The organism is Bradyrhizobium sp. CCGUVB23, from assembly GCF_024199885.1.
Lineage (GTDB): Bacteria > Pseudomonadota > Alphaproteobacteria > Rhizobiales > Xanthobacteraceae > Bradyrhizobium.
This window is the reverse complement of the sequence record NZ_JANADQ010000001.1, coordinates 812,560-836,903: the sequence shown is the minus strand read 5'-3', so window position 1 is coordinate 836,903 and position 24,344 is coordinate 812,560. Positions and strand designations below refer to the sequence as shown.

The following is a 24,344-nucleotide window of genomic DNA, read 5'->3' as shown; positions in this document are numbered from 1 at the left end:
GAGTTCTTTCCAAGCGCTCAGGCGCGCGCCTTCTCGACATTCGCGATTCGCGCCGGCACGCCGAACTCCCTGCGGCAGACCTCGGCGAGCACGGTGACGCCGTCGCGGATCTGCTGGTGCGTGGGGCTGGCAAAGCACAGCCGCAGCCGAGAACCCGAATAGCCCTTGCTGGTCGACCATTCCGGACCCGGATTGATCGAGACGCCGGCCGCGAGCGCGGCCTGGTAGAGCTTGAGCGTGTCGACATCGTCGGGCAACTTCACCCAGAGGAAGATGCCGCCTTTGGGCTCCTCGAACTCGGCAGCGGTTCCGAACTGCTCATTCAGCGCTTCCATCAGCGTGTCGAGCTTGGTGCGCAGCGCGCGCGTCAGCGCGGGCACGTGGGTCGCGAAATGCGGTCGGCAATATTCGGCGAGCACCATCTGCTCCAGCGCGCCGGATCCGGCGTCCGTCTTCAGCGCGAGCATCCGCGACATCACCTCCCAGGGCGCGACGATGAAACCGACGCGCAGCGCCGGCGCGATCGATTTGGAGAATGATCCAATATGGATGACACCGCCCTTGCCGCTCATCGCGTGGATGGCCGGCGGCCGTTCTCCTGACCAGACGAGGTCGGCATAGCAATCATCCTCGAAGATCGGGACAGCGTACTCGGCCGCAAGCCGCAACAGCTCGGCGCGGCGGCTTTCCGGCATGATGCTGCCGGTCGGGTTCTGCACTGTCGGGATGGTGTAGATGTATTTCGGCTGGATGCCGCGGCTCCTCAGGTCGGCAAGCGCGGACGCCAAAGCGTCCATGCGCATCCCCTCGCCGTCGAGGGGAACGCCGACCGTATTCACGCCGAGCCGCGTCAGGCGGTTCAGCGCGCCCTGATAGGTTTCCTGCTCGACGATCACGGTATCGCCGCGCGCAAGCAGCGTATGGTTGACAAGGTCGAGTGCCTGCAAGGAGCCCGAGACGATCAGGAGATCGTCGACCGTACATTTGATGCCAGCATCGCGTTTCAGCTTCGCGGTCAGGAATTCGCGTAACGGCAGGTAACCCTGCGGACCATGCGCCAGTCCGTAAGTGGCGAGGTTGCGGCCCTCGCGCCGGAGCACCGCATCGACCGCCGCGATCAGGTCATCGACCGGCACCTGCTCGGAATCATTGTTGCCGCCGACGAAGCTGTATTTGGCAAGCCCGGTCCAGCGCGCAGAAGGAGCCGGCAGCCCCGGCGGGAACAGGGGCGCGAAGTCGAAGCTGGCAGTCATGGGCAGTTTCCTCTGTTTTTGTTGAGCCAGCCGGCATTGCGCCGGCCGGCCTGTTACTTCTTGCCGACCGTCCGGGTCGGGCGGCCCTGGCTGATGAAAGCGTAATGCGCATTGGCGACGCCGCCAACCATCAAGGCCTCGACCACGGGCTCGGCGATCTCGCTCGCTGCGGTCCAGTCGACGATGAAGTTGGCTCCGGTCCCGCCGCGCACGTCCTCGGTCGGGATGACGACGGAGACCGTCGCGAGCGGCTTCAGCGCGACCGGCGATTTCAGATAGCTCTCGATCATCTTGCCGGTGGTGTCGAAATAGGCGATCCGCTTGAGCACCAGGGGGAGCGTTTCCGACGCATTGTGGACGCTCAGCGTCACCGAGAAGTCGACGCGCAGCTTGCCCTGGCTCATCGCGACGCTGGAATAGGCCGGCACGTAGAAGCCGCCGGAGACGGCGAGTTCCTCCTTCGGCATCGCCGTCAGCGAATCGGCAAAACCCTGTTCGATATTGACCTTCGGCTGTGCCACAGCAGGCAGCACCACGCCGAGCACGCCGCCTATCAATGCGAGCACGATCGACAGGACGATTGGCATGTGACGAATTGCTCGTTTGCCGCGCTGCACCGCGCCTCTAGGGTGCGGCAAAAAGGACTGCTTTGAGATGCACGAACTCATTGGCGATATCACTCTTTGTATTTTGTTCGCTTGGATGCTTGGGCTTTTGGCCCATTTCTCCCGCCAGCCGCTGATCCTGGCCTACCTTATCGCTGGCTTCTGCATAGGTCCATTCGGCGTCGGCTGGGTCAAGTCGCAGGAATCGATCAGCGTCATTTCCGAACTCGGCCTGATCTTCATGTTGTTCATGATCGGGCTCGAGATCGATCTGAAGAAGATCGTGCGGGCGGGACGGGTGATCCTGTTCGCGGCCGGCGGCCAGCTCCTCGGCGGCTGCCTGCTCGGCATCTCGTTCTTCGCCGCTATCGGCCTGACACTCGGCGGCGGTCATTTCGATGCGCTCTATCTTTGCGTCGCCTGCGCACTCTCGAGCACGGTCATCATCGTCAAGGTGCTCTATGAGAAGCGTGAGCTGGACACGCTGCCCGGCCGCATCACCCTTGGCATCCTGGTGCTCCAGGACATCTTCGCCATCCTGTTCCTCGCCGTGCAGCCGAGCCTTGCCGATCTGCAAGTGAGCGTCATCCTGCTCTCGATCGTGCGCGTCGCAGTGCTCGTCACGGCCGCGCTCCTCGTCAGCCGCTTCGTGCTGCCGCGCCTGTTCCACCAGATCGCCCGCCGCCCGGAGCTGATCCTTCTGGGCGCGCTCGCCTGGTGCTTCCTGGTCGCCGAGACCGCCGAGCGGCTGTCGCTGTCGCGCGAGATGGGTGCGCTGATCGCCGGCGTCTCGCTCTCGACCTTTCCCTATGCGCTCGACGTCACCGCCAAGGTCACCACCTTGCGCGATTTCTTCATCACGCTGTTCTTCGTCGCGCTCGGCATGACCATTCCGGTGCCGAACATGTCCGTGATCGGGCTTGCCCTGATGATCGCGCTCTTCACGGTCGTGAGCCGGCTGGTGACCACCTTCGTGCCGCTCTACCTGATGCAGCAGGGCCTGCGCGCGAGCCTGTTGCCGGCGATCAACCTAGCGCAGATCAGCGAGTTCTCGCTGGTCGTGATCCAGACCGGCGTCACCGACAACCACATCGCCCAGGAGACCGCCAATGCCGCCTCCTTCGCCTTCGTGGTGCTGGCCGTGCTCTCGACCTTCGTGATGGTGAGGAGCGACGAGATCACGCGCTGGGCGATCGGGCCCTTGAAGCGGTTCGGCCTGCGCGACCTCGATCACGCTCACGCCGAGGAGGGACACGTGGGCGGCCATGGCGAGGCGCGGCGGATCGTTATCCTCGGCTTTTTCCGCGCGGCGAGCGCGCTGCTCGCGGAGATCGAGCGGCAGGCGCCGGTGCTGCTCGAGCAGATCACGGTCGTCGATTTCAATCCCAATGTGTACCGGACGCTGCTTTCGCGCGGCCTGCACGTCATCTACGGCGACATCAGCAACGTCGACACGCTCGTCCATGCCGGCGTCGGCAAGTCCGAGGTGATCATCCTCAGCGTGCCTGATGCGCTGTTGAAGGGGGCCACCAACGAGAAGCTGGTCCGTCACGTCCGCGCGCTCAACCCGAGCGCCCTGGTCGTGGCCACCGCCGATCTGTTGTCCGACGTCGGCGAGCTCTACGCGGCGGGCGCCAACTATGTCACCGTTACCCGCCTCAGCGATGCGCATGAGCTGTTCACGGTCATCGAGGCGGCTCAAGCCGGCCTTCTGGAGGATAAGCGGACGGAGCTTGACCTGCGATTGAGCGAGCGTCGCGAAGTGCTGCCATAGGCTCGCTCGGCGGCCTTCAACGCGGCCGGGTAGGGCCTATATCTCTGGTATTTCCGGTGCAAGCCGGGTGCTGGCGGGACCTAGCGAAGGCATAAGCGGTTGCGTCCGGGACACTAGCGCCCGGATCGAAGTCCGGCTAAGCCTCCGGCCACCATAGCCAGAGATTGGACATGCCCGATACCGTACAGGAAGTCTTGCAGGCCTTTGCCAAGGGTGAGCTCGTCGTCGTCACCGATGACGAGGACCGGGAAGGCGAGGGCGATCTGATCGTCGCCGCCTCGCTCTGCACCGCCGATAAAATGGCGTTCATCATCCGCCATACCTCGGGCATCGTCTGCGCGCCGGTCACCACGGAGGACGCGCGCCGCCTGCGGCTCGATCCAATGGTCGCCCACAACGACTCCGCGCACACCACGGCCTTCACGGTCTCGATCGACTACAAGCCCGACGGCGGCACCGGCATCTCGGCCGAGGAGCGCGCCTCCTGTTGCCGCGCGCTCGCCAATCCCAATGTCGGCGCCGGCGATTTCGCTCGTCCCGGCCACATCTTTCCGCTGATCGCCAAGGATGGTGGCGTGCTGCTGCGCTCCGGTCATACCGAGGCGGCCGTCGACCTCTGCAAGCTCTCCGGCCTGCCGCCCGTCGGTGTCATCAGCGAGCTGATGAACGACGATGGCAGCGTGATGAAGGGCGAGCAGGTCGCGCAGTTTGCCGCCCGGCACAAGCTCAAGCATGTCACGATTGCCGACCTGATCGCATACCGCCAGGCGCGCGAAAAGCTGATCGAGCGAGTTGCGACCTTCGTGACCGAAAGTCCGATCGGGCCGTTGCAGGGCTATGCCTACCGCTCGCCCTTCGATTCCATCGCCCATGTCGCCTTCGTCTACAACGGCGTCGGCGACGGCAAGAACGTGCTGACGCGCTTCCATAAGCCGAACATCGTCAAGGACATCTTCACCGGCCACAAGCGCATGCAGCTTGTGCTCGATCATTTCAAGAAGGCCGGCCGCGGCGTCCTGGTCTACCTGCGCGACGGCGCCGCCGGCGTTCCCGTAGAGCCCTTGCCGGACGAGTCGACGGCGGAGGCCGACCGCAACAGGCAGTGGCGCGAGGTCGGCGTCGGCGCGCAGATCCTGCGCGATCTCGGTGTCACCTCGATCCGGCATCTGACGTCTTCGGTGCATGACTATAAGGGCCTCTCCGGCTTCGGCATCGAGATCGTCGCCAACGAGCAGCTCGAGACCTGACGCACAGTCGTTCCGTGCGCCCGCCACGCCGGAACGACCGAAACCAGGACGCAATTGCAACTGGCGCTGCGGCGCTTTAATTTAACGGTCAATTAGACGGAACCAGACGCGAAAGGACGTTTCATGAGTGTGCGCCCTCAGGCCAAGGACAAGCCGGCTGCGGCTTCTTTCCAGTGGGACGATCCGTTCCTGCTCGACGAGCAGCTCACCGAAGACGAACGCATGGTGCGCGACACGGCGCGAGCCTACGCCCAGGACAAGCTGCTGCCGCGGGTGACCAAGGCTTATCTCGAAGAGAAGACCGATCGCGAGATCTTTAACGAGATGGGCGAACTCGGCCTGATCGGCATTACGCTGCCGGAGGAATATGGCTGTGCCAATGCGGGCTATGTCGCCTACGGCCTCGTCGCCCGCGAGATCGAGCGGGTCGATTCCGGCTACCGTTCGATGAACTCGGTGCAGTCCTCGCTGGTGATGTATCCGATCTACGCCTATGGCGACGAGAACCAGCGCAAGAAGTACCTGCCGAAGCTTGCCAGCGGCGAGTGGGTCGGCTGCTTCGGCCTCACCGAGCCTGACGCCGGTTCCGATCCGGCCGGCATGAAGACCCGCGCCGAGAAGGTCTCGGACGGCTATCGCCTCACCGGCAGCAAGATGTGGATCTCGAATGCGCCGATCGCCGACGTGTTCGTGGTCTGGGCGAAGTCGGCCGAGCACGACAACCAGATCCGCGGCTTCGTGCTGGAGAAGGGCATGAAGGGTCTCTCCGCGCCGAAGATCGGCGGCAAGCTGTCATTGCGCGCCTCCATCACCGGCGAGGTCGTGATGGACGGCGTCGTGGTGCCCGAGAGCGCGCTGCTGCCCAACGTGTCCGGCCTGAAGGGCCCGTTCGGCTGCCTCAATCGCGCCCGCTACGGCATCTCCTGGGGCGCCCTGGGCGCGGCCGAGGACTGCATGCACCGCGCCCGGCAATACACGCTCGACCGCAAGCAGTTCGGCAAGCCGCTGGCCGCGACCCAGCTCGTGCAGAAGAAGCTCGCGGACATGGAGACCGAGATCGCGCTGGGCCTCCAGGCAAGCCTGCGCGTCGGCCGCCTGATGGACGAAGGCAAGTTCGCGCCCGAGATGATCTCGATCGTCAAGCGCAACAATTGCGGCAAGGCGCTCGACATCGCTCGCGTCGCGCGCGACATGCATGGCGGCAACGGCATCTCGATCGAGTACCATGTGATGCGCCACGTCCATAACCTCGAGACGGTCAACACCTACGAGGGCACGCACGACGTCCACGCCCTGATCCTCGGCCGCGCGATTACGGGGATTCAGGCGTTTTTCTGATTTAGAGTTCCGTCATTCCGGGTTCGGCCCTGCAGCCGCCCCGGAATGACGTCAAAGAAAAGACCATGTCCGACAACGACGACGTCCCGTTCAACCGCAATTTTCCGCTGAAGCCCGGCGTCGTCGAGGAAGTCCGTCCCGGCGTGCGCCGCGTGCTCTGCAACAATCCGAGCCCGTTCACCTTCACCGGCACGGTCAGCTACATCGTGGGCCAGGGCAGGGTTGCGATCATCGATCCAGGTCCGGACAACGAGGCCCATGCGGCAGCGCTGCTCGATGCCGTCAGAGGTGAGACCGTGACCCACATCCTGGTCACTCATACCCATCGCGATCATTCGCCGAACACCGGCCGCATCAAGCAGGCGACCGGCGCGACCGTCTATGCCGAAGGCCCGCATCGCGCCTCGCGCCCGCGCTTCGAGAGCGAGAAGCACAATCCGGAATCGGGCGCCGACCGCGACTTCACGCCCGACGTGACGGTTGCCCATGGCGACGTCATCGAAGGCTCAGGCTGGCGGCTGGAAGCCGTCGCGACACCGGGCCACACCGCCAACCATCTTGCGTTTGCCTGGCCCGAACGGAAGTTCAGCTTCGTCGGCGATCACGTGATGGGCTGGTCGACCTCGATCGTGGCTCCGCCCGATGGCTCGATGATCGACTACATGGACTCGCTCGACCGGCTCGCTGCGCGCGAGGAGGAACTCTATTTCTCCGGCCACGGTGCCGAGATTCCCGAGGGGCCGCGCTATGTGCGCTTCCTGATCCGGCACCGCAAGGCGCGCGAAGCCTCGATCCTGCATCGCCTCGCCAAGGGCGAGGCCGACATCCCGACCATGGTGCGCGCGATCTATATCGGTATCGATCCGAGGCTCACGACAGCGGCCGGCTATTCCGTGCTGGCGCATCTGGAGGACCTCGTCACCCGTGGTGTTGTGGCGACGGACGGCGATCCCGTGATCACGGGGACGTACAGGATGGCGGCCGCCTGATCCGTCATTCCGGGGCGATGCGAAGCATCGAACCCGGAATCTGGAGATTGTGGCGCGATTCCACAATGCGCACATGCGCATTGGGGTTCGCGCCTGACGGCGCGCCCCTTAATGACGGAAGGGCTATTTCTTCACCGTCTTCGCAGGCGGCTTGACCGGGACGACCGGCGCCTTCTTCACCGGCTTCAGCGCATCGGCGTCGGCCGCGGTGTTGAGGTCGTCGATGAATTTGCTGACGCGCGCGGCATTGCTGCCGAGGTCGCTGTCGAAATAGCGCGAGGCCGAACGGATATCGACACGGGAATCGTCGCCATCAGGCACAATGCGGATCGAGATATCCTCTCGGAAACCCATGATCGGCGTGCGGGCCACCGCCTCGATGCGGCCGATGCGGCGCGGCGGCTGCGGCGGACGCTCGTCGATGATCAGCCACTTTCGCTTGTTGGCGATCTGGAGCGATAGCGCGTAGGCCCGGTCGACGGAAATCTCGAGCTCGATCGGCTCGATGTCCGGATAGAAATGGCGCTGCTGCTCGGCCGAATAGAGGCCGGCATAGACGGCCGGATTGGCGCCGTCGCCGGTGCGAAGGCGCGCCAAGGCCTCGAAGCGCGGCGGGTCGATCGGATCGGTGGTGATGTCGTGGATCGCCGGCAGCCTACGGTATTGAAAGGCAAGATAGGCGGGATAGGCGAGGATCAGCGCATTGATCAGGAAGGCGAACAGGATGCGCGCCATTCCGCGCGAGCCGTTCTGCCAGATTGCCGCAAAGCCCGCGAGCCCGAACAGGATGGAGAGCACCGCGATCGCAAGCCCGCCGAAGAAGGTCGCCAGCGCCGGCTTGATCTCCAGAAAGCCGAAGCGGACGATGATGATCGAGACCAGGACCGCCACCACCGCGAACACGGCCAGATTGCGCGCCCAGCTGGCGAGCCCGGACACGGGCTCCGACTGGTAGGGAGCGGAAAACCTGCGGGCCATGCTGTTCCATCACCGATGTCAGTCGCCGGTTGCGGGGCACGGGCGACGGGAGCAAGCTGACCTAGCGCATTTTCCGCAGGCCTGTGAAGCGGTTTATCCCCCACCTTTATCTCCCGTTCCGGATCCTTGTGCGGTGGTCGAACCATCGGCCTCCGCAAACCACCAATCGTGTATGGCTGTTCGCGGGGGAGGCTCGACGCCGAGCGGCGTCGGGTCGCGCCTCGTCCATGCCTCCGACAACACCAACGCGCTCAATTTCCAGCGCTGGGCGATCGAGGATCGCAACGGGACGCCCTATGCGGAGACGCGCCTATTCAAGGCCATTGCGAAGGGCCTGTGCGGCACATTGCGCGACCGCAACCAGCTCGTGCCTATCGTGAAGGAGCGGCGGATGTTCTTCAGCCGGCGGGAGGCGGGCTCTCGCTGCTCGCAATTGTGAGCGTTCGAAGACGACGCGGCCCCAGCGATTCCGCAGGATTTGCAGGCGATATGGCAGAGAACAGGCGCAATTCTGCAACTTAGTTGATTAACCATTCAATCTAAATGATCTTTAGTTGTAGATTGACTCGGTCGCAATTTCGCCCCAAGGCTCTACCGCAAGTTGTTGGAACCGCCCAAGCAAGGGACCGTCCCGGCGAAAGGGACTTCCGCGAACGGCAATTCAAAAAAGAACAACGGCAAGGGAACGACGGCGGGCGTCAGCCGGAAACGTTGCAAGAGTGACCTCAGCTCTCCCGGTTTTGCAGCAAAGGCTGACCGGATGTGCGCGGTTGCGCCTCATGAGCTGCAAGGATCGCAAACTGCGTAGCCGGTGCCGACCACCGCGGCTGGTGGCAGTCTCATCAGGGCGAGTGTTCAGTATGAGTGGTGGACCGGACGAAAGCCATATCGATCCGCACGATCCGATGTACTACGCGCCACGCAGCCCGCGCGAGCGGGCGGTGCAGCCGACGGGGGCGCCGAGACGGTCCACGGAACATCCATCGGCCGATGGCCCGCCCTTTCCATCGCCCGGCAACCCGCGTCGTCGTGACCATTCGGACGTGTTCTCCAAAGCCGCGGCCCAAGCCATGCACGAGGCGATGGAGCCGATCGAGGTGCCGACCGCCCTCCGTAACTCGGGAAGGCGCGCGCTGCTCAGCGTAGTGGTCAGGTTCGCGATCGCGGCAGCCGTTGCGGGAGGTGCCGCGCTCATTCTCGTCATGGTCATCCCGGCATCGCAAAGGCCCGGAGTTCAATCGAACGACGCCACATCGATCTCGTCGCTTTGGCAATCGGTGAAAGGCGCGATCGGTCCTGCACAGCAACGCAAGCAGCTCGCGACCCTTGCGCTGGAGGACAGCAGCGGGCCCGCCAACGTCCCCTTGCCGCTCGGGATGCGCGTGGGTGCTCCCCCTTCGGGCGCTATCGTTGCCATCAACGGACTGCTAGCGGATGCACGATTGACGTCTGGCAAGCGCGTCGCCAACGAATGGCGCGTGCCCGCGTCGGAAATTTCCGCCGTGTCGGTCATTCCGCCAGACGGTTTCGTCGGCCAGATGGTCGCGATGGCAGAATTGCGTGACAGCAACGGCGCAGTGCTCGTGGTTGGCTCGAGCCGACTTTCCTGGAAAGCCGCTGCCAGTGTCGTTCCGCAGCCGTCAACAGCCGTCACGGCCGTCCCGCCGGCGCGCTCCTTGGTGCTCTCTCCACCGCCGCAGACCGAAGCTGTGCGCAACCTGGATCCGAAGGAAATTTCTGGACTCGTCAAACGTGGACAGGATTTGCTCACCAGCGCCGATGTCTCGGCGGCGAGGCTACTGCTGCTGCGCGCAGCTGAAGGAGGAGACGCGCGCGCAGCGCTGCTGGTGGCCAGGACCTACGATCCGACCGTGCTCAAGCAGTTGGGCGCCAGTGGCCCGCTCGCGGATCTCGCGCAGGCCCGCAACTGGTACCAGAGAGCAAAAGAATGGGGTGATCCCGAGGCGCAGCGACAGCTTGATGCGCTCACGCCCACCCGCTGATCCCAGCACCGTGCGTCGCGCGTGCCTGTCAATCTCGACCCTCCGGAGCTTCAAAATGGCAGAAGAGCACCGGCCAGGCAGGCAAAACCGAGCTTCCCCGCAAGCGGGGGAGGTGAAGCGAATTCGCAACCGCAGGACCGAACAGGTCCTGCGGCAAGCTATTCCGGTCATGCCGCAGCGTTCGGGAAGCGATAATCCTTGAACTGGTCGCGCAGTGCGGTCTTCAGGATCTTGCCCGTGGCGGTATGCGGGATGCCGTCGACGAAGGCGACATCGTCGGGCATCCACCATTTGGCGATCTTGCCGTCCATGAACTTCAGGATGTCCTCGCGCGTGGCCTGCTGGCCCTGCTTGAGCTGCACGATCAGAAGCGGACGCTCGTCCCATTTGGGATGGTAGACGCCGATCACTGCGGCCTCCGCGACGGCGGGGTGGCCGACCGCGAGGTTCTCGAGGTCGATCGAGGAGATCCACTCGCCGCCGGACTTGATCACGTCCTTGGAGCGATCGGTGATCCGCATATAGCCGTCCTCGTCGATGATCGAGACGTCACCGGTGTCAAAGAAGCCCTCCTCGTCGAGGATGTTGGCATCGACCCGGTAATAGGCCTTGGCGACAGCGGGACCCGAGACCTTCAGGCGACCAAAGGTCTTGCCGTCCCAGGGCAGTTCCTTGCCGGAATCGTCGGTGATCTTCATCTGCACGGCGAACGGCGCATAGCCCTGCATCTGGAGCACGTCGAGCCGCGCATCGCCGGTCGCGGCGCTGAACGGCGGCTTCAGCGCCGCGACGGTGCCGATCGGGCTCATCTCGGTCATGCCCCAGGCGTGACGCACGTTTGAGCCCATGTCGAGGAAGGCCTTGATCATCGAGCGCGGCATCGCCGAGCCGCCGCAGATCACCATCTTCAGATGGGGCAGCTTCAGATTGTTGGCGGCCATGTGCTGGAGCAGCATCAGCCACACGGTCGGAACGCCTGCGGTGTGCGTCACCTTCTCGGTCTCGAGCAGCTCGTAGACCGAGGCGCCGTCGAGCTTGGCGCCGGGCATCACCAGCTTGGTGCCCTGCGAAGGCGCGGAGAAGGCGATGCCCCAGCTGTTGGCATGGAACAGCGGCACCACCGGCAGCATTGTCTCGGAGGCGCTGGTGCCGAGCGCATCGACATTGTTGGCCATCAGGGCGTGCAGCACGTTGGAGCGATGCGAATACAACACGCCCTTCGGATCGCCCGTCGTGCCGGAGGTGTAGCACATGGCGGCGGCCGTGTTCTCGTCAAAATCCTTCCATGCGAACTTGCCGTCGGCCTTCGCGATCCACTCCTCATAGGCGACCGCGTTCTTCAACGTGGTCTGCGGCATATGCGCCTTGTCGGTGAGGACGACGTAGCGCTCGACGCTTCCCAGCTTGTCGGCGAGCTTCTCCAGGATCGGAACGAAGGTGATGTCGGTCATCACGATGCGGTCCTGCGCATGGTTGATGATCCAGGCGATCTGCTCGGGGAAAAGGCGGGGATTGATAGTATGGCAGATGGCGCCGATGCCCATGATGCCGTACCAGACCTCGAGGTGGCGCCAGGTATTCCAGGCGATCGTGGCGACGCGGTCGCCGAGCTTGATGCCGTCGCGCTCCAGCATCTGCGAAACTTTCAGGGCGCGCGCGTGGATTTCGGCATAGTTGGTGCGATGGATCGGTCCTTCGACCGAGCGGGTGACGACCTCCTGCTTGCCATGAATCCTGGCGGCGTGTTCGATGATCCGGTGGCAGAGCAGGGGCCAATCTTGCATCAAACCAAGCATTCCGACGTTCCTCCGAGTATGGCTGGACTTGTTATCGCTCTCAGCTCTGGGCCAAAGAATTGTCATGAATTTTAGCCTGCCGGACTTTTGCCGCAAATGGTCTTGTCGCGGCTATATGTCCGCCGGCGCGGCAATGGTTACCGTCGTGCTGGGGCTGTCGCTTGCGCCTGCCGAGGCGCGGAAATATCCCGCGCCGCTCGACCTGTTCGGCTTCGGTCCGCCGCGACCTCGCGGCACCGTTCATCCAGCCAGGATTCCGGCCAAAATTCCCTTGCCGAGACCGCGCCCGGAGGATGCGCCCAAGGAAGTGGCCAAGCCTGCACTGGGGCGGCCGGCGGCCGAAGAAAAACCTGCCGCCGACAAACCGGCCGGACCAGCGGCCCCACCAGAGAAGCAGGCCTCCGCCTGCCGCCTCGCCCTCACGGAGGAGATCGCAATTGCGCCCTCGATCCCCGACATTCATGGCCCGGGCGGCTGCGGCGGCGAGGATCTGGTGCGGCTCGAGGCGATCGTGCTGCCGGACAAGCGCAAGGTGCAGGTCAAGCCTGCCGCGATCCTTCGCTGCGGCATGGCATCGGCCCTTGCCGACTGGGTCCGCTCTGACGTGGCGCCGCTTGCCGCGAGCCTCGGGAGCATCATCAGCGACCTCGACAATTTCGATTCCTTCGAGTGCCGCGGCCGCAATCGCATCGTCGGCGCCATGCTGTCCGAGCACGGCCGCGCCAACGCGCTCGACGTGCGCGCATTCAAGCTTGCCAACGGGCAGTCGATCGGGCTGACCGACCGCACCGTGCCGCGGGAGCTGCGCGAGCGCGTGCTGCATTCGGTCTGCTCGCGCTTTTCAACCGTGCTGGGGCCGGGATCGGACTGGTATCACGAGGACCACATCCATCTCGATCTGATGCAGCGCCGCAACGACTACCGGATCTGCCAGTGGAACGTCTGGGATCCGTTGCCGCAGGTCGCCCCGCTGCTGCCGGCCGAGCGACCGGAGGAAGCCCCGCCACGCGAGGTGGCGGCCAAATCGGATGCCAAGCCGGATGCCAGGTCGGAGGAGATCAAGGAGGGGGCGGAGCAGGGTGATGCGGCGAAATCCGGCGCGCCTGCTGGCGCCACCCAAGCGCCCCGGAAGCCGGCAACAAAAAAGCGCCGGTAGCGAGCCGGCGCTTCTTCGAAAGCCTCAGGAAAGCTCAGTACTGTGAAGTGCTGTTGCCGCCGCCGCGAAGGGCGAGCTGCGAATTGTACGGGGAGTCGCCGTGTTTCGGCTCGAGCACGACCACGATGGTGCCGACCTTGACGCGGTTGTAGAGGTCGATCGCGTCCTCGTTGGTCAGGCGGATGCAGCCCGAGGAAATCGAGGCACCGATATATTCAGGCTGGTTGGTACCGTGGATGCGGAACAGCGTGTCCTTGCCGCCCGAGTAGAGATACATCGCGCGGGAGCCCATCGGATTGTCAGGACCCGGCGCCACATAGGTCGGCACGCCGAGGCGCGAGATTTCGCCGGGGGTCGGATGCCAGGCCGGCCATTCGGTCATGCTGCCGATCTTGGCGATGCCCGACCAGGCCATGGCCTCTTCGCCGACGGTGATGCCGTAGCGGATCGCCTTGCCGCCATCCATCACGTAGTAGAGGTAATGATTGTCGGAATCGACCACGATCGAGCCCGGCGACTCCTTGCGGTGGTATTCGACGATGGCGCGGCGGAACGGCTCTGCGACGGGGGTGTTTTCGTACCGAATCTTGGCAAGGAGTTCCTTGTCCTTCGGCTTGAAGGCCTTGGTATCGGTCGCCTCGAAATGCGTGGCCTGCATGCAGCCCGACAGCATCAAACCGGCGGCCAGAATACCCAACTTAACTTTCAGCGACGACATTGGCTTGGTTCCAATCGAAACAAATACCCATGCGCAGACCCTGAGCTTGCTGCCCAAGTTCCACGATTCCGATGGACCTATTATCGGTTGAAACCTGCCACAATTCCAGCTTTTAGGGCTTTATCCCGCGCTGCAAGGCCCAAGCTGTGGCTTTTTTGCCGCAAGTTTTGAGGCTCTGGGCCGATTTTTGGGCAAGAAATGCCCAGCTGTCGATTCCATGCCACGGTTGCGCCACCGGCCGGCCATAAATGCGAACGCTCCGTTAATGTGATTGTCATCCTGCACCTGTCAGAATCGCGCTAAGGGCCGTGAGCCCGCCTTTTCGGTCCCCCATTGGAGTAGTTCATGTTTTCGGTGTTCGTTCCCTCCGAGTCCTCCCTGAAGAAGGCCGTCGTCGAAGACCTCTCGATACTGCCGGAGAATGCGGTGTGGATCGACCTGTTCAATCCGACCGCGACCGAGGACAAGGCGGTGGAGCGGCTGGCGGGGATCGCGATCCCGACCCGGGAGGACATGCAGGAGATCGAGATCTCCAGCCGCCTCTATATCGAGAACGGCGCGCGCTACATGACGGCGACTCTGATGTGCCACTCAGATACCGACATGCCCCGGACCACGGCAGTGACCTTCATCCTCGGCGACCATCGCCTGGTGACGGTGCGTTACGACCTGCCCAAGCCCTTCGCGCTGGTCGAGGCCAAGCTCGCCCGCTCCTGCACCCCCGTCATTACCGGCGAGATGGTGCTGATGGAACTCCTGGACGCCGTGATCGACCGCTGCGCTGACATTCTGGAACGCTGCGGCGCCGACATCGACCAGGTCTCGCACGACATCTTCGAGCCCGAGAGCGAGCGCCACGGTCACGCCAAGCAATATTCCCAGATCCTGATCGCGATCGGCCGCAAGGGCGACCTGACCTCGAAGGTCCGTGAGAGCCTGGTGTCGATCGGCCGCGTCGTCACGTTCCTGTCGGCCATCGTGGAAGGCGTGAAATGGTCCAAGGACATGCGCGAGCAGCTCAAGACCATGCAGCGCGACGTGGCATCGCTGACCGACCATGCCTCCTATCTCTCGAACAAGATCACTTTCGTGCTGGACGCCATGCTCGGCGTCGTCAATCTCGAGCAGAACAACATCATCAAGCTGTTCTCGGTGATGGCCGTGGTCCTCATGCCGCCGACGCTGATCGCGTCGATTTACGGCATGAACTTCAAGGCGATGCCGGAGCTCGAATGGGCGCACGGCTATCCGATGGCGCTGGTGATGATGCTCGCCGCCGCGATCGTTCCGTACTGGATTTTCAAGTGGAAGAAGTGGCTGTGAGATGGCTACCGAACTGTTACATGGCTCGCAGAGAGACAGTGAACGCGCGTTGTGAAATGTGGCGCTGCGTAGACAGCATCTGGGTCACAATCTCTGCCTCATTTTCTCAGCTAAAATTTGAGCGTTGGGCTGAACGTTTGGGCGAAACTTGTCTGCGATAAGCAGCGGGTAAGCCGCGAGGAACAGCCATGGTTGAAAAACGCATAACGACGCCCCGCAACGTCATCGATCTGGCGAGCTATCGTCAGGTCCTGGCGAACGGCAAGGCGTCGTCGATGTCGGCACGGTTGTGCCGGCACTGTGGTGCTCCGCTGCTCGACGGTGAGAACGACGACGACTGCTCGACTGCGTTCAATGTAGCCGCTCCGCGGCTACGCGAGACATCGCGTCGGATTCGTGCCGATTGAGAAACGGGAGGGGTAAAGGCAATCCAGGTCCTGCGGCGGCTTTGTCTGGATTGCCTTGCTTCCGTTTGCAAACACGGATCGTTCCCGAGAACCCGCCGCATCGTCGCGCAATTCCAGCGCCCTTAAAGCGCGATGAGATAAGGATGAATCGTCATCGCGCTTCAGGCTGTTGTTTGAGCATGATCTCCGCGCAAACGCGTTCCGCGTTTGTCGCGAGGGAAAACCGCTTCACACTTTTCCGGATCATGCTTTAGCGCCTCACTATCTCGGCCACGGATAGCAGCGTCTCGGTGATCACGCCGTCTCGGCTGAAGGGAGCCAAGTGCTGTTCGACATCGCGCAGCATGGCCTCGACATTGTCACCCAATGCTTCGGGCGATGACGAGGAAAAGGTGAGCACGCGCCGCGCCAGGTCATGCACGCTGATCTCGTGTCGCGTTTCGACCCTGATCTCGTCCATCGGGCGAAACGCGCTGCCGCGGAAGAAGGCCGGCAGGTCGCGATGCGTTCGCTCGCCGCGGCTGGCCTCCTCCCAGAGGCGGGTCGGCGACCAGTTGCGGCGGACAGCATTGTACTCATCGAGCCAGGGATTGCGGCCGTCGCGACTGGAGAACGATGCGCAGACAGCGATCACACCATCCGGCGCGACCAGCCGCTCGAACAGTGCAAGCGAGGCGTTGCGATCCATCCAGTGCAGCGCGCGCCCGATCGTTACGATATCGAAGGCACCGATGTCGGCGGGAAGCATCTCGGCCGTGCTCTCGATCAGGCTGAGATTCCGGCCGGCGCGCGCGGCCGCACGCCGTGCGGCATCGAGCATGTCCGGTTCCGGGTCGACACCAACGATGCGGCCGACATAGGGCGCAAAGCCGAGCGCCAATAGCCCGGGCCCGGTGCCGAGATCGATCAGCGCGGATCGCGCGCTGAGGGCGAGCCTCCCGGCGACACTCCGAAAGAATTCCGGCGGATAAGGCGGCCGCAGGTTCTCGTAGAGCGCCGCCGTAGTTGCGAACCGACCCATCGCTCGTCCGCGGCTTTCCTCACCTACACGTGCTGGCCGCCGTTGATGTGGATCTCGGCGCCGTTCACGTAGGACGACGTCTCCGTGCACAGCACGTAGATGATCTTGGCGACCTCGTCGGGCGTGCCGAGGCGGTGCATCGGGATCTGCTGGTCGACGATCTTCTCGGTGCCCGGCGACAGGATCGAGGTGTCGATCTCGCCCGGCGCAATTGCGTTGACGCGCACGCCGACGCGGCCGAAGTCGGAGGCCATCTCGCGCGTCAGCGCGGCAAGCGCGGCCTTCGAGGTGGCGTAGGCCGCCCCCGCAAAGGGATGCACGCGCGAGCCGGCGATCGAGGTGACGTTCACCACCGATCCCTTCGCCGCCTTCAACTCCTCGATCAGCCCGCGCGCGATCATGATCGGCGCGAAGAAGTTGACGTGGAAGACGTGCGTCCAGGTGTCGAGGTCGGTATCGACCGAGCCGAGCCTGGAGCCGCCGGGGCCCTTCGGTGAGATTGCGGCGTTGTTGACGAGCGCATGCAGCGTGCCGCCTTCGAGGCGGCGGCGGATCTCATTGATCGCGCGCGACGTGTCCTCGGGATCGGCGAGGTCGACCTGGATGTGATCCTCGGGGCCGGCGTCCCACGGACAGTCTTCCGGAAACGCATGCCGCGAGCAGGTGATGACGCGCCAACCGGCCGAGGAGAAGCGGATCACGGTGGCGTGGCCGATGCCGCGGCTCGCCCCGGTCAGGAGCAGCGTGCGGCGCGGCGCGTTGGATGAATGCGGCATTGAGATCTTTCGGCTCAGGGATACATCCGCGTCTTGGACCATGGCTGGCCCGCCGCGTCACGGCGAAATTCGATGCGATCGTGCAAGCGGAATGGGCGGTCGTGCCAGAACTCGATACGCAAGGGTGTGATGCGCCAGCCGCTCCAGCCCGGCGGCCGCGGCACCTCGCCGATGACGTATCTGGCGGCGACCTTGGCAATCGCCTGCTCGAAGGCGAAGCGGCTCTCCAGCGGCTGCGACTGCTTGCTCGCCCAGGCGCCGATCTGCGCCTGCTTTGGGCGCGTGGCGAAATAGGCGTCGGCTTCGGCGTCGGTCACCGGCGTCACGTTGCCGCGGATGCGCACCTGCCGGCGCAGCGACTTCCAGTGAAAAAGTAACGCGGCCTTAGGATTTGCGGCGAGTTCGCGGCCCTTCTGGCTCGCGATGTGGCTGTAGAAGACGAATCCGTCGGAATCGAAGCCTTTCATCAGCACCATGCGCACGTCGGGCAGGCCCTCCGTGTCGACGGTCGAGAGCGCCATGGCGTTGGGATCGTTCGGCTCGCTCTTGATCGCCTCGTTCAGCCAGGCCTCGAACAGCGCGAACGGTTCGTCCGCGGCGGTGAAATCACCGGATGTTAAGGGTGTCTGGTGTTTCATCGAGCTCGTATCGGTCATGTCTGGAGTCCGAGTTGCGTTCCGCGGCCCAAAGCGTGTTGTCGTCCGCTTCTGCCCTATATAGGGCATGGGGCAGCGTTGGCCTATCGGCGATCCGGCCCTCCAGCCTTGTCATGACAATGATTCTAATCGGGCTCGGCACGGGCGGCTGTAGCCTCTCCCGCAGTGACGGCGGCGCCCTTGCCAAAGGGCCGTTCGCCAAGATGGGCGAGGGCGATGTCACCGGCTCGATCACCAAGGATCAGGCGCCGACCGAGGGCGATCTCGCCTTCGCCCGCAACGCGGCCTCCGACGTGCTGAGCCAGGGCGACAAGGATGCCAGCCAGCACTGGGAAAATCCGGAGACCGGTGCACGCGGCTCAGTGACCCCGATCGCACAGTCCTACGCCGCCGAGGACGGCCGCAAATGCCGGGATTTCCTGGCGAGCTACGTCAACGGCCGGACCGAAAACTGGCTCCAGGGCTCCGGCTGCCAGAGCGGCCATGGCCGTTGGGAGATTCATACGCTAAAGCCATGGCGGAGCTAGGATTCGCTCAGCGACCCTAGTTGCAAAAATGCCACGGGCACCCCAGATGATTGACATGTGGGGCGGGGAGCCCTTTTGACACTATCGATTTCCGTGAAGGGAGACGTGACGGATGCGCGACCCCTATGAGGTCTTGGGGGTGCCGCGGAGCGCCAACGCTGCCGCGATCAAGAGCGCCTATCGCAAGCTCGCCAAGAAGCATCATCCCGACAGCAACAAGAACGACCCGAAGGCAGCCGAGCGCTTCGCCGAGATCAACACTGCGAACGAGATCCTCGGTGACGAGGACAAGCGCAAGCAGTTCGATCGCGGCGAGATCGACGCCGAGGGCAAGCCGCGCTTCCAGGGCTTTCCGGGCGGCGGGGGCCCGCGCGGGCGCGCCGGCCCCGGCGGCTTCGAATATTCATTCCGCTCCGGCGGCGGTCCGGGTGGAGGCGCGTTCGAGGACATTCTCAACAGCATGTTCGGCGGCGCGGCGCGCGGTGCGCGGGCCGGTGGCGGCGGACCCCAGTTCGAGTTCGATACCGGCGGGGTCGGGGTCGATCTCGACCTCAACGTCGCCATGACGGTGTCGCTGGAGGAGGCGGTCAATGGCGGGGACAAGCGCGTCCGGCTGCCGACCGGCAAGGAGCTCAACGTCAAGATTCCGGCCGGCGTCACCAGCGGCCAGCAGATCCGGCTGAAGGGGCAGGGCGAGACCGCGCCAGGCCATCCGCCGGGTGACCTGCTCATCACCGTCACGATTGGCCCGCATCCGTTCTTCAAGGTCGACGGCGCCGACTTGCGGATCGATCTGCCGGTCACGCTCTATGAGGCGGTGCTGGGCGGCAAGGTCCGTGTGCCGACGCTCGGCAATGCGGTCGAACTGACGATCCCGAAAAACACCTCGAGCGGCCGGACTTTCCGGCTGAAGGGCAAGGGCCTGCCGAAATCGGGTGGGACCGGCGACCTCTTCGTCACCACCCGCATCATGCTGCCGGACGGGAACGATGCCGAGCTTGAAGCATTGATGCAAAAGTGGCGGGACCAGCACCCCTACAATCCGCGTAGTGTGCTCGGCTAACGCATGATCGGGACGAGCGGGCGCGCTCGTCGGAACGGATCGTGCGCTCGCAGAGAGCATTTTCCCAGCAGGTAATGCTCCAATAGACGCATGGAGCGCGGTAGCACTTCGACGCTATCGTGTCCGGCGTGCCGGCTGCCGCAATGCAGCCGCGAAAAGAGTGCGGCCTCGAGAGGGGGACCAGCGCGGTACCAAAAACCCCAATCGAGGCCGCCTGCGCCGATCGGCGGATCGAACGCCTCTCATTTTCGCGTGATCATCCGGTGCGATAATGAGACGCGTCGATGTCCTGATTCCAAATTTTCGATGACCGAATCTTGGCGAACGCGCTTGCGCGTTGTCTAGGAGCCGTTTTTCTCCGCCTGGTCGTAGACCGCGCGCGCCACCTTGGTGAGCCGGTCGCGGTCGCCGCCGCCGCTCACGACGTAGCCGACGCCGCGGTCGGCCCAGAACAAGGCGCCATCCTTGTTCATCGCGGTGTAGCGCATCTGCGTCTCGCCGGTCTCGGTCTTGGCGCTGTAGATCGTGAACCGCTCCCCGGAGGCGCCCTCGTACATCAGGAAGGAGGCCGGGCCGTTCGGCCCCGGCAGCAGCCGGCCGCCGACGAGCTTGAGCCCGCTCGCCTCGAGGTTCGGCGCGAACACCGTCCAGCCGCAGCGTTTGGTCAGCCAGGCCTGGAGATGGTCGCGCTCGTTGCCTGGGACCTCGACGGGGTGGCGAACCTCGACGACATAGAGGCGGTGGGCGTCGAGCGCATCCTCGGTGAAGCTCTGGAAGGTCGAGGGCGTGTTGGCGGCGCCGTGCGCCACCCAGCCGACCGCGCCGCCGGCCACGAATGCCAGCAGGGCTGCCGCCGCTGCGCCATAGAGCCATTGCCTGGGGCGCTGCACCAGCCGCTCGAGCTCCAGGCGCCTCGGCACCGGCTCCTGTGCTACGGTGTCATAGCGGGCGTGCAGCAACTCGGCCATCGCGCGCCAGGAGTTCACCCGCTCGGCCTCTTCGGGGTGAGCGGCAAGCCAGGCCTCGACGTCGGCACGGCGCTCGGCCGGCAGCTCGCCGTCGACATAGGCGTGTAATTCGTCCTCGGTCACGGAAATCTTGCGGTCGCTCATATCGTTCGTCTCTGGCTCGTCGGCCCGGAATATCGTTCGCCGTTCAAATCCATTCGCCTCTGCTGCGTGCACAGGGCGCCGAATTTCCGATGCATGGACCTTTGCTTGGACCCTGCCATCATTTCACTCTTCTCAGTGCCGGCCGCTCGCCCTCCAGCGCCGCCTTGATGTGGGCCCGGGCGCGCGCAAGGCGTGACATCACCGTCCCTATCGGGACACCCTGGATGTCGGCGACCTCGCGGTAGCTAAGGCCTTCCAGCATCACGAGCAGCAGCACCGAGCGCTGCTCCTCCACCAGCGTCGCCAGTGCCTTCTCGATGTCCCGCCCTTCCGCCTCCGTCCCGCTGGCGTCGGGATTGTTCTCGGAGAGCTGCATGAACTGCGGCCGCCTCGCGAGCGAGCGGCGACGGTTCTTGTTGAGGTTGGTCAGGATCGTGTAGAGCCAGCTCCTGACGTCGCCCCCGAGAAACAGCCGCTCCGAGCGCAGCGCCCGGACCAGCGTGTCCTGCACCAGATCGTCGGCGATGTCGGCGTCGCGTGCGAGCGCACGAGCATAGCGCCGAAGCGCCGGGATCATGGCTTCAACACTCTGGCGAAACGCGCTCATGCCGCCTCGATTGTCCTTCACCTTCGGCGCGAGCGCCTTCACTGATCATAACACCCGAATGGAACGGCTATTCCGGCAACCGAAACAGCGTTAACGCCGCGGATTAGGACTGTACCGCAGGGGAGGGCTGGTGTACCTCCAGACCTCAAGAACCAGCTCGATTGGATGACAGGCATGGCGCAGAATTCGGGTCTGATGCAGGGCAAGCGTGGGGTGATCCTCGGCGTTGCCAACAACCGCTCGATCGCCTGGGGCATCGCCAAGGCATGCCACGCCGCCGGCGCCGAACTCGCATTCACGTATCAGGGCGACGCGCTGAAGAAGCGGGTCGAGCCGCTTGCCGCCGAGATCGGCGGCCTGGTGCTCGGCCATTGCGACGTCACGGACGCTGCGACCATCGATGCGGCGTTCGCGGTCGTGCAGGAGAAGTGGGGCAAGATCGACTTCGTGGTGCACGCGATCGCCTATGGCGAGCAGCTCGACGGCCGCTATGTCGACACCACGCAGGAGAACTTCACCAAGTCGATGCTGATCTCCTGCTACTCGCTGACCGCGGTCGCGCAGCGCGCCGAGAAGCTGATGACCGACGGCGGCTCGATCATCACGCTGTCCTATTACGGCGCCGAGAAATGGATGCCGCATTACAACATCATGGGTGTGGCAAAGGCCGCGCTGGAGGCCAGCGTGCGCTATCTCGCCGCCGATCTCGGCGAGAAGAACATCCGCGTCAACGCGATCTCGGCGGGGCCGATCAAGACGCTGGCCGCCTCGGGCATCGGCGATTTCCGCTACATCCTGAAATGGAACGAGGTCAACGCGCCGATGCGGCGCAACGTGACGACCGAGGACGTCGGCGGCAGCGCGCTCTATCTCCTGTCTGACCTGTCGCGCGGCGTCACCGGCGAGGTGCATCACGTCGATTCCGGCTACCATGTGCTCGGCATGAAGCGGCCGGATGCGCCGGATATGGCGCTGGGCGGGAAGGACTAACTCCCGTCCGACAATGCCAGCGCTCACGATCTACTACCTTCGCCACGGCGAAACCGAGTGGAATGCGCTCGGGCGTCTTCAAGGCACGCAGGACATCCCGCTGAACGCGCGCGGCCGCGGCCAGGCCGTGCAGGCCGCCCGCATCCTCGCCGATCTCTTTGCGCGCGAGGGCCGCGACAAGGCTTCGCTGCCCTATGTCTCGAGCCCGCTCGGGCGCGCGCGCATGACCATGGAGCTCGTGCGCGGCAAGCTCGGCCTGCCGATTGCCGACTATTCGCTCGACGATCGCCTGCGCGAGATCGGCTACGGCGCCTGGGAGGGACTGACGCTGCCGGAGAGCGAGGCCGCCGATCCCGAGGTCTACGCGAGGCGCCTGGTCGACAAGTGGACAGTGGCGCCCTCGGACGGCGAGACCTATGCCGACGTCCAGGCCCGCATGCGCGAATGGTATGACCAGCTCCGGACCGACACGGTCGCGGTCGCCCATGGCGGCACCGCGCGTGCCCTGATGGTGACGCTCGGGCTGGAGACGCCGGCGAGCGCCGCCGAGCTCTATATCGAGCAGGGCGTGGTGTACGTGTTCCGCGACGGCCGCCTGGAGAAGCATAGTTAACGGGGGTGCCCCCGGTTGGCGGGTAACGGGGCAACCGCCGGCGGGGGCGCCCGGAGGGCATATCCGGCTTTTCGGGTTCCGGGCAAAAAGTCGCAAAACAACCCCATGCAAAGTAGCTAATAGGCGGTTGTGACCGTCCCGCGCCGCGGTTACGAGGCGCCATTTGACCCCTCTTCGAGGGCGCGTTACCACACGCCGGAACCGATCCAGCGAGCAGCGATGTCCTTCAACACCTTCGGCCACATGTTCCGTGTCACCACCTTCGGCGAGAGCCATGGGGTGGCGATCGGCTGCGTGGTCGACGGCTGTCCGCCGCTGATCCCGCTCAATGACGCCGACATCCAGCGCGACCTTGATCGCCGCCGGCCCGGTCAGTCGCGCTTCACGACCCAGCGCCAGGAGCCGGACCAGGTGAAAATCCTCTCCGGCGTGATGGCGCATCCGGAGACCGGCGAGCAGGTGACGACGGGCACGCCGATCGGGCTTCTGATCGAGAACACAGATCAGCGCTCGAAGGATTATTCCGAGATCAAGGACAAGTTTCGTCCGGGCCACGCCGACTTCACCTACGAGGCCAAATACGGCTTGCGCGACTATCGCGGCGGCGGGCGCTCCTCGGCGCGCGAGACCGCGATGCGGGTCGCCGCAGGCGCGATCGCGCGTAAGGTGGTGCCCGGCGTGACCGTGCGCGGCGCGCTGGTGCAGATCGGTCCGCACAAGATCGACCGCGACAAATGGGACTGGGACGAGATCGCAAAAAATCCGTTCTTCTGTCCGGACAAGGACAAGGCGGCATTCTTCGAGAGCTATCTCGACGGCATCCGCAAGAGCGGCTCCTCGATCGGTGCCGTCATCGAGGTGGTGGCCGAGGGCGTGCCGGCAGGATTGGGCGCGCCGATCTATGCAAAGCTCGATTCCGATCTCGCAGCTGCGATGATGACCATCAACGCGGTGAAGGGCGTCGAGATCGGCGCAGGCTTTGGCGCCGCCGAACTCACCGGCGAAGAGAACGCCGACGAGATGCGAACCGGCAATGACGGAACGCGCTTCCTGTCCAATAATGCCGGTGGCGTCTTGGGCGGCATCTCCACGGGGCAGCCTGTGGTAGTGCGTTTTGCGGTGAAGCCGACCTCGTCGATCTTGCAGCCGCGCCTGACCGTCGATCGCAAGGGCGCCGACACCGAGATCTTCACGAAGGGCCGCCACGATCCCTGCGTCGGCATCCGCGCGGTTCCCGTCGGCGAGGCCATGATGGCATGCGTGCTCGCCGACCACTTCTTGCGCGACCGCGGGCAGGTCGGACGCTAATTCTCTAGTTCTATTGTGTCACACGCGCTCCACCCTCATCCTGAGGAGCCCGCGATACGCGGGCGTCTCGAAGGATGGCCGCGG

24 protein-coding genes are annotated in these 24,344 nt (G+C 64.4%); 14 read left to right on the top strand and 10 right to left on the bottom strand.

All coding sequences use genetic code 11. The annotated features are described in order from the left end of the window. Positions 1–17: 17 nt before the first annotated feature. Complete coding sequence (locus tag NLN62_RS03710) at positions 18–1,253, bottom strand: PLP-dependent aminotransferase family protein (RefSeq protein ID WP_027524384.1); 1,236 nt, start codon at positions 1,251–1,253, stop codon at positions 18–20. Positions 1,254–1,306: 53 nt separating this feature from the next. Beyond that, complete coding sequence (locus tag NLN62_RS03705; RefSeq protein ID WP_198031798.1) at positions 1,307–1,840, bottom strand: DUF3124 domain-containing protein; 534 nt, start codon at positions 1,838–1,840, stop codon at positions 1,307–1,309. Between the two features lie 67 nt (positions 1,841–1,907). Here NLN62_RS03705 and NLN62_RS03700 point away from each other — a divergent pair, with 67 nt between their 5' ends. The 4 genes from NLN62_RS03700 (at position 1,908) to NLN62_RS03685 (ending at position 7,206) form a co-directional block, all read left to right on the top strand. After that, positions 1,908–3,632 (top strand): cation:proton antiporter, encoded by a 1,725-nt coding sequence (locus NLN62_RS03700; RefSeq protein ID WP_027524386.1) that lies wholly within the window; start codon positions 1,908–1,910, stop codon positions 3,630–3,632. A gap of 170 nt (positions 3,633–3,802) precedes the next feature. Next, positions 3,803–4,879 (top strand): 3,4-dihydroxy-2-butanone-4-phosphate synthase, encoded by a 1,077-nt coding sequence (gene ribB / locus NLN62_RS03695; protein ID WP_027524387.1) that lies wholly within the window; start codon positions 3,803–3,805, stop codon positions 4,877–4,879. Between the two features lie 123 nt (positions 4,880–5,002). Continuing rightward, the gene (locus NLN62_RS03690; protein ID WP_027524388.1) at positions 5,003–6,217 is read left to right on the top strand and encodes an acyl-CoA dehydrogenase; all 1,215 of its coding nucleotides are present in this window, start codon (positions 5,003–5,005) and stop codon (positions 6,215–6,217) included. A 65-nt stretch (positions 6,218–6,282) separates the two neighbouring features. Beyond that, positions 6,283–7,206: an MBL fold metallo-hydrolase gene (locus NLN62_RS03685; RefSeq protein ID WP_254107419.1), complete on the top strand. Its 924-nt coding sequence runs from the start codon at positions 6,283–6,285 to the stop codon at positions 7,204–7,206. A gap of 123 nt (positions 7,207–7,329) precedes the next feature. On the opposite strand, the gene NLN62_RS03680 is transcribed toward NLN62_RS03685, so the two are convergent. Next, complete coding sequence (locus tag NLN62_RS03680) at positions 7,330–8,184, bottom strand: DUF1499 domain-containing protein (protein WP_254107417.1); 855 nt, start codon at positions 8,182–8,184, stop codon at positions 7,330–7,332. Positions 8,185–8,356: 172 nt separating this feature from the next. Between NLN62_RS03680 and NLN62_RS03675 the strand changes: the two genes are divergently transcribed. Both NLN62_RS03675 and NLN62_RS03670 read left to right on the top strand, forming a co-directional pair. Further along, positions 8,357–8,623 carry a hypothetical protein gene (locus NLN62_RS03675; RefSeq protein ID WP_254107416.1) on the top strand — a complete coding sequence of 89 codons (267 nt, stop codon included), beginning with the start codon at positions 8,357–8,359 and terminating at the stop codon, positions 8,621–8,623. 604 nt (positions 8,624–9,227) lie between these two features. Further along, positions 9,228–10,187, top strand: a complete 960-nt coding sequence (locus NLN62_RS03670; protein WP_254107415.1) for a hypothetical protein — start codon at positions 9,228–9,230, stop codon at positions 10,185–10,187. 167 nt (positions 10,188–10,354) lie between these two features. On the opposite strand, the gene NLN62_RS03665 is transcribed toward NLN62_RS03670, so the two are convergent. After that, positions 10,355–11,983, bottom strand: a complete 1,629-nt coding sequence (locus tag NLN62_RS03665; protein ID WP_254107413.1) for a fatty-acid--CoA ligase — start codon at positions 11,981–11,983, stop codon at positions 10,355–10,357. Positions 11,984–12,047: 64 nt separating this feature from the next. On the opposite strand from NLN62_RS03665, the gene NLN62_RS03660 reads away from it, so the two are divergent. Then, positions 12,048–13,139, top strand: a complete 1,092-nt coding sequence (locus NLN62_RS03660) for an extensin family protein (protein ID WP_254107412.1) — start codon at positions 12,048–12,050, stop codon at positions 13,137–13,139. A 34-nt stretch (positions 13,140–13,173) separates the two neighbouring features. Here the strand turns inward: NLN62_RS03660 and NLN62_RS03655 are convergent, their stop codons facing one another. Then, a complete protein-coding gene (locus tag NLN62_RS03655; protein WP_027524395.1) occupies positions 13,174–13,857 on the bottom strand; it encodes a L,D-transpeptidase in 684 nt (227 codons plus the stop codon). A 345-nt stretch (positions 13,858–14,202) separates the two neighbouring features. Between NLN62_RS03655 and NLN62_RS03650 the strand changes: the two genes are divergently transcribed. Both NLN62_RS03650 and NLN62_RS03645 read left to right on the top strand, forming a co-directional pair. Beyond that, positions 14,203–15,180 (top strand): magnesium transporter CorA family protein, encoded by a 978-nt coding sequence (locus tag NLN62_RS03650; RefSeq protein ID WP_027524396.1) that lies wholly within the window; start codon positions 14,203–14,205, stop codon positions 15,178–15,180. Positions 15,181–15,368: 188 nt separating this feature from the next. Further along, complete coding sequence (locus tag NLN62_RS03645; protein ID WP_084801504.1) at positions 15,369–15,587, top strand: hypothetical protein; 219 nt, start codon at positions 15,369–15,371, stop codon at positions 15,585–15,587. A 250-nt stretch (positions 15,588–15,837) separates the two neighbouring features. Here the strand turns inward: NLN62_RS03645 and NLN62_RS03640 are convergent, their stop codons facing one another. Genes NLN62_RS03640 through pdxH form a run of 3 tightly spaced genes read right to left on the bottom strand, consistent with a single transcriptional unit; the run spans position 15,838 to position 18,040 of the window. Beyond that, the gene (locus NLN62_RS03640) at positions 15,838–16,608 is read right to left on the bottom strand and encodes a class I SAM-dependent methyltransferase (protein ID WP_254107410.1); all 771 of its coding nucleotides are present in this window, start codon (positions 16,606–16,608) and stop codon (positions 15,838–15,840) included. Positions 16,609–16,631: 23 nt separating this feature from the next. After that, complete coding sequence (locus NLN62_RS03635) at positions 16,632–17,384, bottom strand: SDR family NAD(P)-dependent oxidoreductase (RefSeq protein WP_027524398.1); 753 nt, start codon at positions 17,382–17,384, stop codon at positions 16,632–16,634. 14 nt (positions 17,385–17,398) lie between these two features. Continuing rightward, positions 17,399–18,040 (bottom strand): pyridoxamine 5'-phosphate oxidase, encoded by a 642-nt coding sequence (gene pdxH / locus NLN62_RS03630; protein ID WP_027524399.1) that lies wholly within the window; start codon positions 18,038–18,040, stop codon positions 17,399–17,401. A gap of 113 nt (positions 18,041–18,153) precedes the next feature. Between pdxH and NLN62_RS03625 the strand changes: the two genes are divergently transcribed. Then, positions 18,154–18,567 carry an RT0821/Lpp0805 family surface protein gene (locus NLN62_RS03625; protein WP_027524400.1) on the top strand — a complete coding sequence of 138 codons (414 nt, stop codon included), beginning with the start codon at positions 18,154–18,156 and terminating at the stop codon, positions 18,565–18,567. A gap of 112 nt (positions 18,568–18,679) precedes the next feature. After that, the gene (locus NLN62_RS03620; RefSeq protein ID WP_027524401.1) at positions 18,680–19,630 is read left to right on the top strand and encodes a DnaJ C-terminal domain-containing protein; all 951 of its coding nucleotides are present in this window, start codon (positions 18,680–18,682) and stop codon (positions 19,628–19,630) included. 341 nt (positions 19,631–19,971) lie between these two features. On the opposite strand, the gene NLN62_RS03615 is transcribed toward NLN62_RS03620, so the two are convergent. Both NLN62_RS03615 and NLN62_RS03610 read right to left on the bottom strand, forming a co-directional pair. Further along, on the bottom strand, positions 19,972–20,742 hold the full coding sequence (locus NLN62_RS03615) for an anti-sigma factor (RefSeq protein WP_027524402.1): 771 nt from the start codon (positions 20,740–20,742) through the stop codon (positions 19,972–19,974). Between the two features lie 118 nt (positions 20,743–20,860). Further along, positions 20,861–21,349: a sigma-70 family RNA polymerase sigma factor gene (locus NLN62_RS03610; protein WP_027524403.1), complete on the bottom strand. Its 489-nt coding sequence runs from the start codon at positions 21,347–21,349 to the stop codon at positions 20,861–20,863. A gap of 174 nt (positions 21,350–21,523) precedes the next feature. Here NLN62_RS03610 and fabI point away from each other — a divergent pair, with 174 nt between their 5' ends. The 3 genes from fabI to aroC all read left to right on the top strand — a co-directional run bounded on the left by fabI (position 21,524) and on the right by aroC (position 24,260). Then, entirely contained in the window at positions 21,524–22,339 is an 816-nt protein-coding gene (fabI, locus tag NLN62_RS03605; protein WP_254096997.1) for an enoyl-ACP reductase FabI, read from the top strand. Positions 22,340–22,352: 13 nt separating this feature from the next. Next, complete coding sequence (locus tag NLN62_RS03600) at positions 22,353–22,952, top strand: histidine phosphatase family protein (protein ID WP_027524405.1); 600 nt, start codon at positions 22,353–22,355, stop codon at positions 22,950–22,952. A 219-nt stretch (positions 22,953–23,171) separates the two neighbouring features. Further along, entirely contained in the window at positions 23,172–24,260 is a 1,089-nt protein-coding gene (gene aroC, locus NLN62_RS03595) for a chorismate synthase (RefSeq protein ID WP_027524406.1), read from the top strand. The last annotated feature ends 84 nt before the right edge of the window (positions 24,261–24,344 follow it).

Coding starts and splice junctions, on each gene's coding strand:
- NLN62_RS03640 (WP_254107410.1), bottom strand. CDS start 16,608: ATGGGTCGGTTCGCAACTACGGCGGCGCTCTACGAGAACCTGCGGCCG.
- NLN62_RS03660 (WP_254107412.1), top strand. CDS start 12,048: ATGAATTTTAGCCTGCCGGACTTTTGCCGCAAATGGTCTTGTCGCGGC.
- fabI (WP_254096997.1), top strand. CDS start 21,524: ATGGCGCAGAATTCGGGTCTGATGCAGGGCAAGCGTGGGGTGATCCTC.
- pdxH (WP_027524399.1), bottom strand. CDS start 18,040: ATGACCGATACGAGCTCGATGAAACACCAGACACCCTTAACATCCGGT.
- NLN62_RS03690 (WP_027524388.1), top strand. CDS start 5,003: ATGAGTGTGCGCCCTCAGGCCAAGGACAAGCCGGCTGCGGCTTCTTTC.
- NLN62_RS03655 (WP_027524395.1), bottom strand. CDS start 13,857: ATGTCGTCGCTGAAAGTTAAGTTGGGTATTCTGGCCGCCGGTTTGATG.
- NLN62_RS03710 (WP_027524384.1), bottom strand. CDS start 1,253: ATGACTGCCAGCTTCGACTTCGCGCCCCTGTTCCCGCCGGGGCTGCCG.
- NLN62_RS03685 (WP_254107419.1), top strand. CDS start 6,283: ATGTCCGACAACGACGACGTCCCGTTCAACCGCAATTTTCCGCTGAAG.
- NLN62_RS03675 (WP_254107416.1), top strand. CDS start 8,357: ATGGCTGTTCGCGGGGGAGGCTCGACGCCGAGCGGCGTCGGGTCGCGC.
- NLN62_RS03625 (WP_027524400.1), top strand. CDS start 18,154: ATGACAATGATTCTAATCGGGCTCGGCACGGGCGGCTGTAGCCTCTCC.
- NLN62_RS03620 (WP_027524401.1), top strand. CDS start 18,680: ATGCGCGACCCCTATGAGGTCTTGGGGGTGCCGCGGAGCGCCAACGCT.
- NLN62_RS03650 (WP_027524396.1), top strand. CDS start 14,203: ATGTTTTCGGTGTTCGTTCCCTCCGAGTCCTCCCTGAAGAAGGCCGTC.
- NLN62_RS03705 (WP_198031798.1), bottom strand. CDS start 1,840: ATGCCAATCGTCCTGTCGATCGTGCTCGCATTGATAGGCGGCGTGCTC.
- NLN62_RS03635 (WP_027524398.1), bottom strand. CDS start 17,384: ATGCCGCATTCATCCAACGCGCCGCGCCGCACGCTGCTCCTGACCGGG.
- NLN62_RS03615 (WP_027524402.1), bottom strand. CDS start 20,742: ATGAGCGACCGCAAGATTTCCGTGACCGAGGACGAATTACACGCCTAT.
- NLN62_RS03610 (WP_027524403.1), bottom strand. CDS start 21,349: ATGAGCGCGTTTCGCCAGAGTGTTGAAGCCATGATCCCGGCGCTTCGG.
- NLN62_RS03665 (WP_254107413.1), bottom strand. CDS start 11,983: ATGCTTGGTTTGATGCAAGATTGGCCCCTGCTCTGCCACCGGATCATC.
- NLN62_RS03645 (WP_084801504.1), top strand. CDS start 15,369: ATGGTTGAAAAACGCATAACGACGCCCCGCAACGTCATCGATCTGGCG.
- NLN62_RS03700 (WP_027524386.1), top strand. CDS start 1,908: ATGCACGAACTCATTGGCGATATCACTCTTTGTATTTTGTTCGCTTGG.
- NLN62_RS03680 (WP_254107417.1), bottom strand. CDS start 8,184: ATGGCCCGCAGGTTTTCCGCTCCCTACCAGTCGGAGCCCGTGTCCGGG.
- aroC (WP_027524406.1), top strand. CDS start 23,172: ATGTCCTTCAACACCTTCGGCCACATGTTCCGTGTCACCACCTTCGGC.
- ribB (WP_027524387.1), top strand. CDS start 3,803: ATGCCCGATACCGTACAGGAAGTCTTGCAGGCCTTTGCCAAGGGTGAG.
- NLN62_RS03600 (WP_027524405.1), top strand. CDS start 22,353: ATGCCAGCGCTCACGATCTACTACCTTCGCCACGGCGAAACCGAGTGG.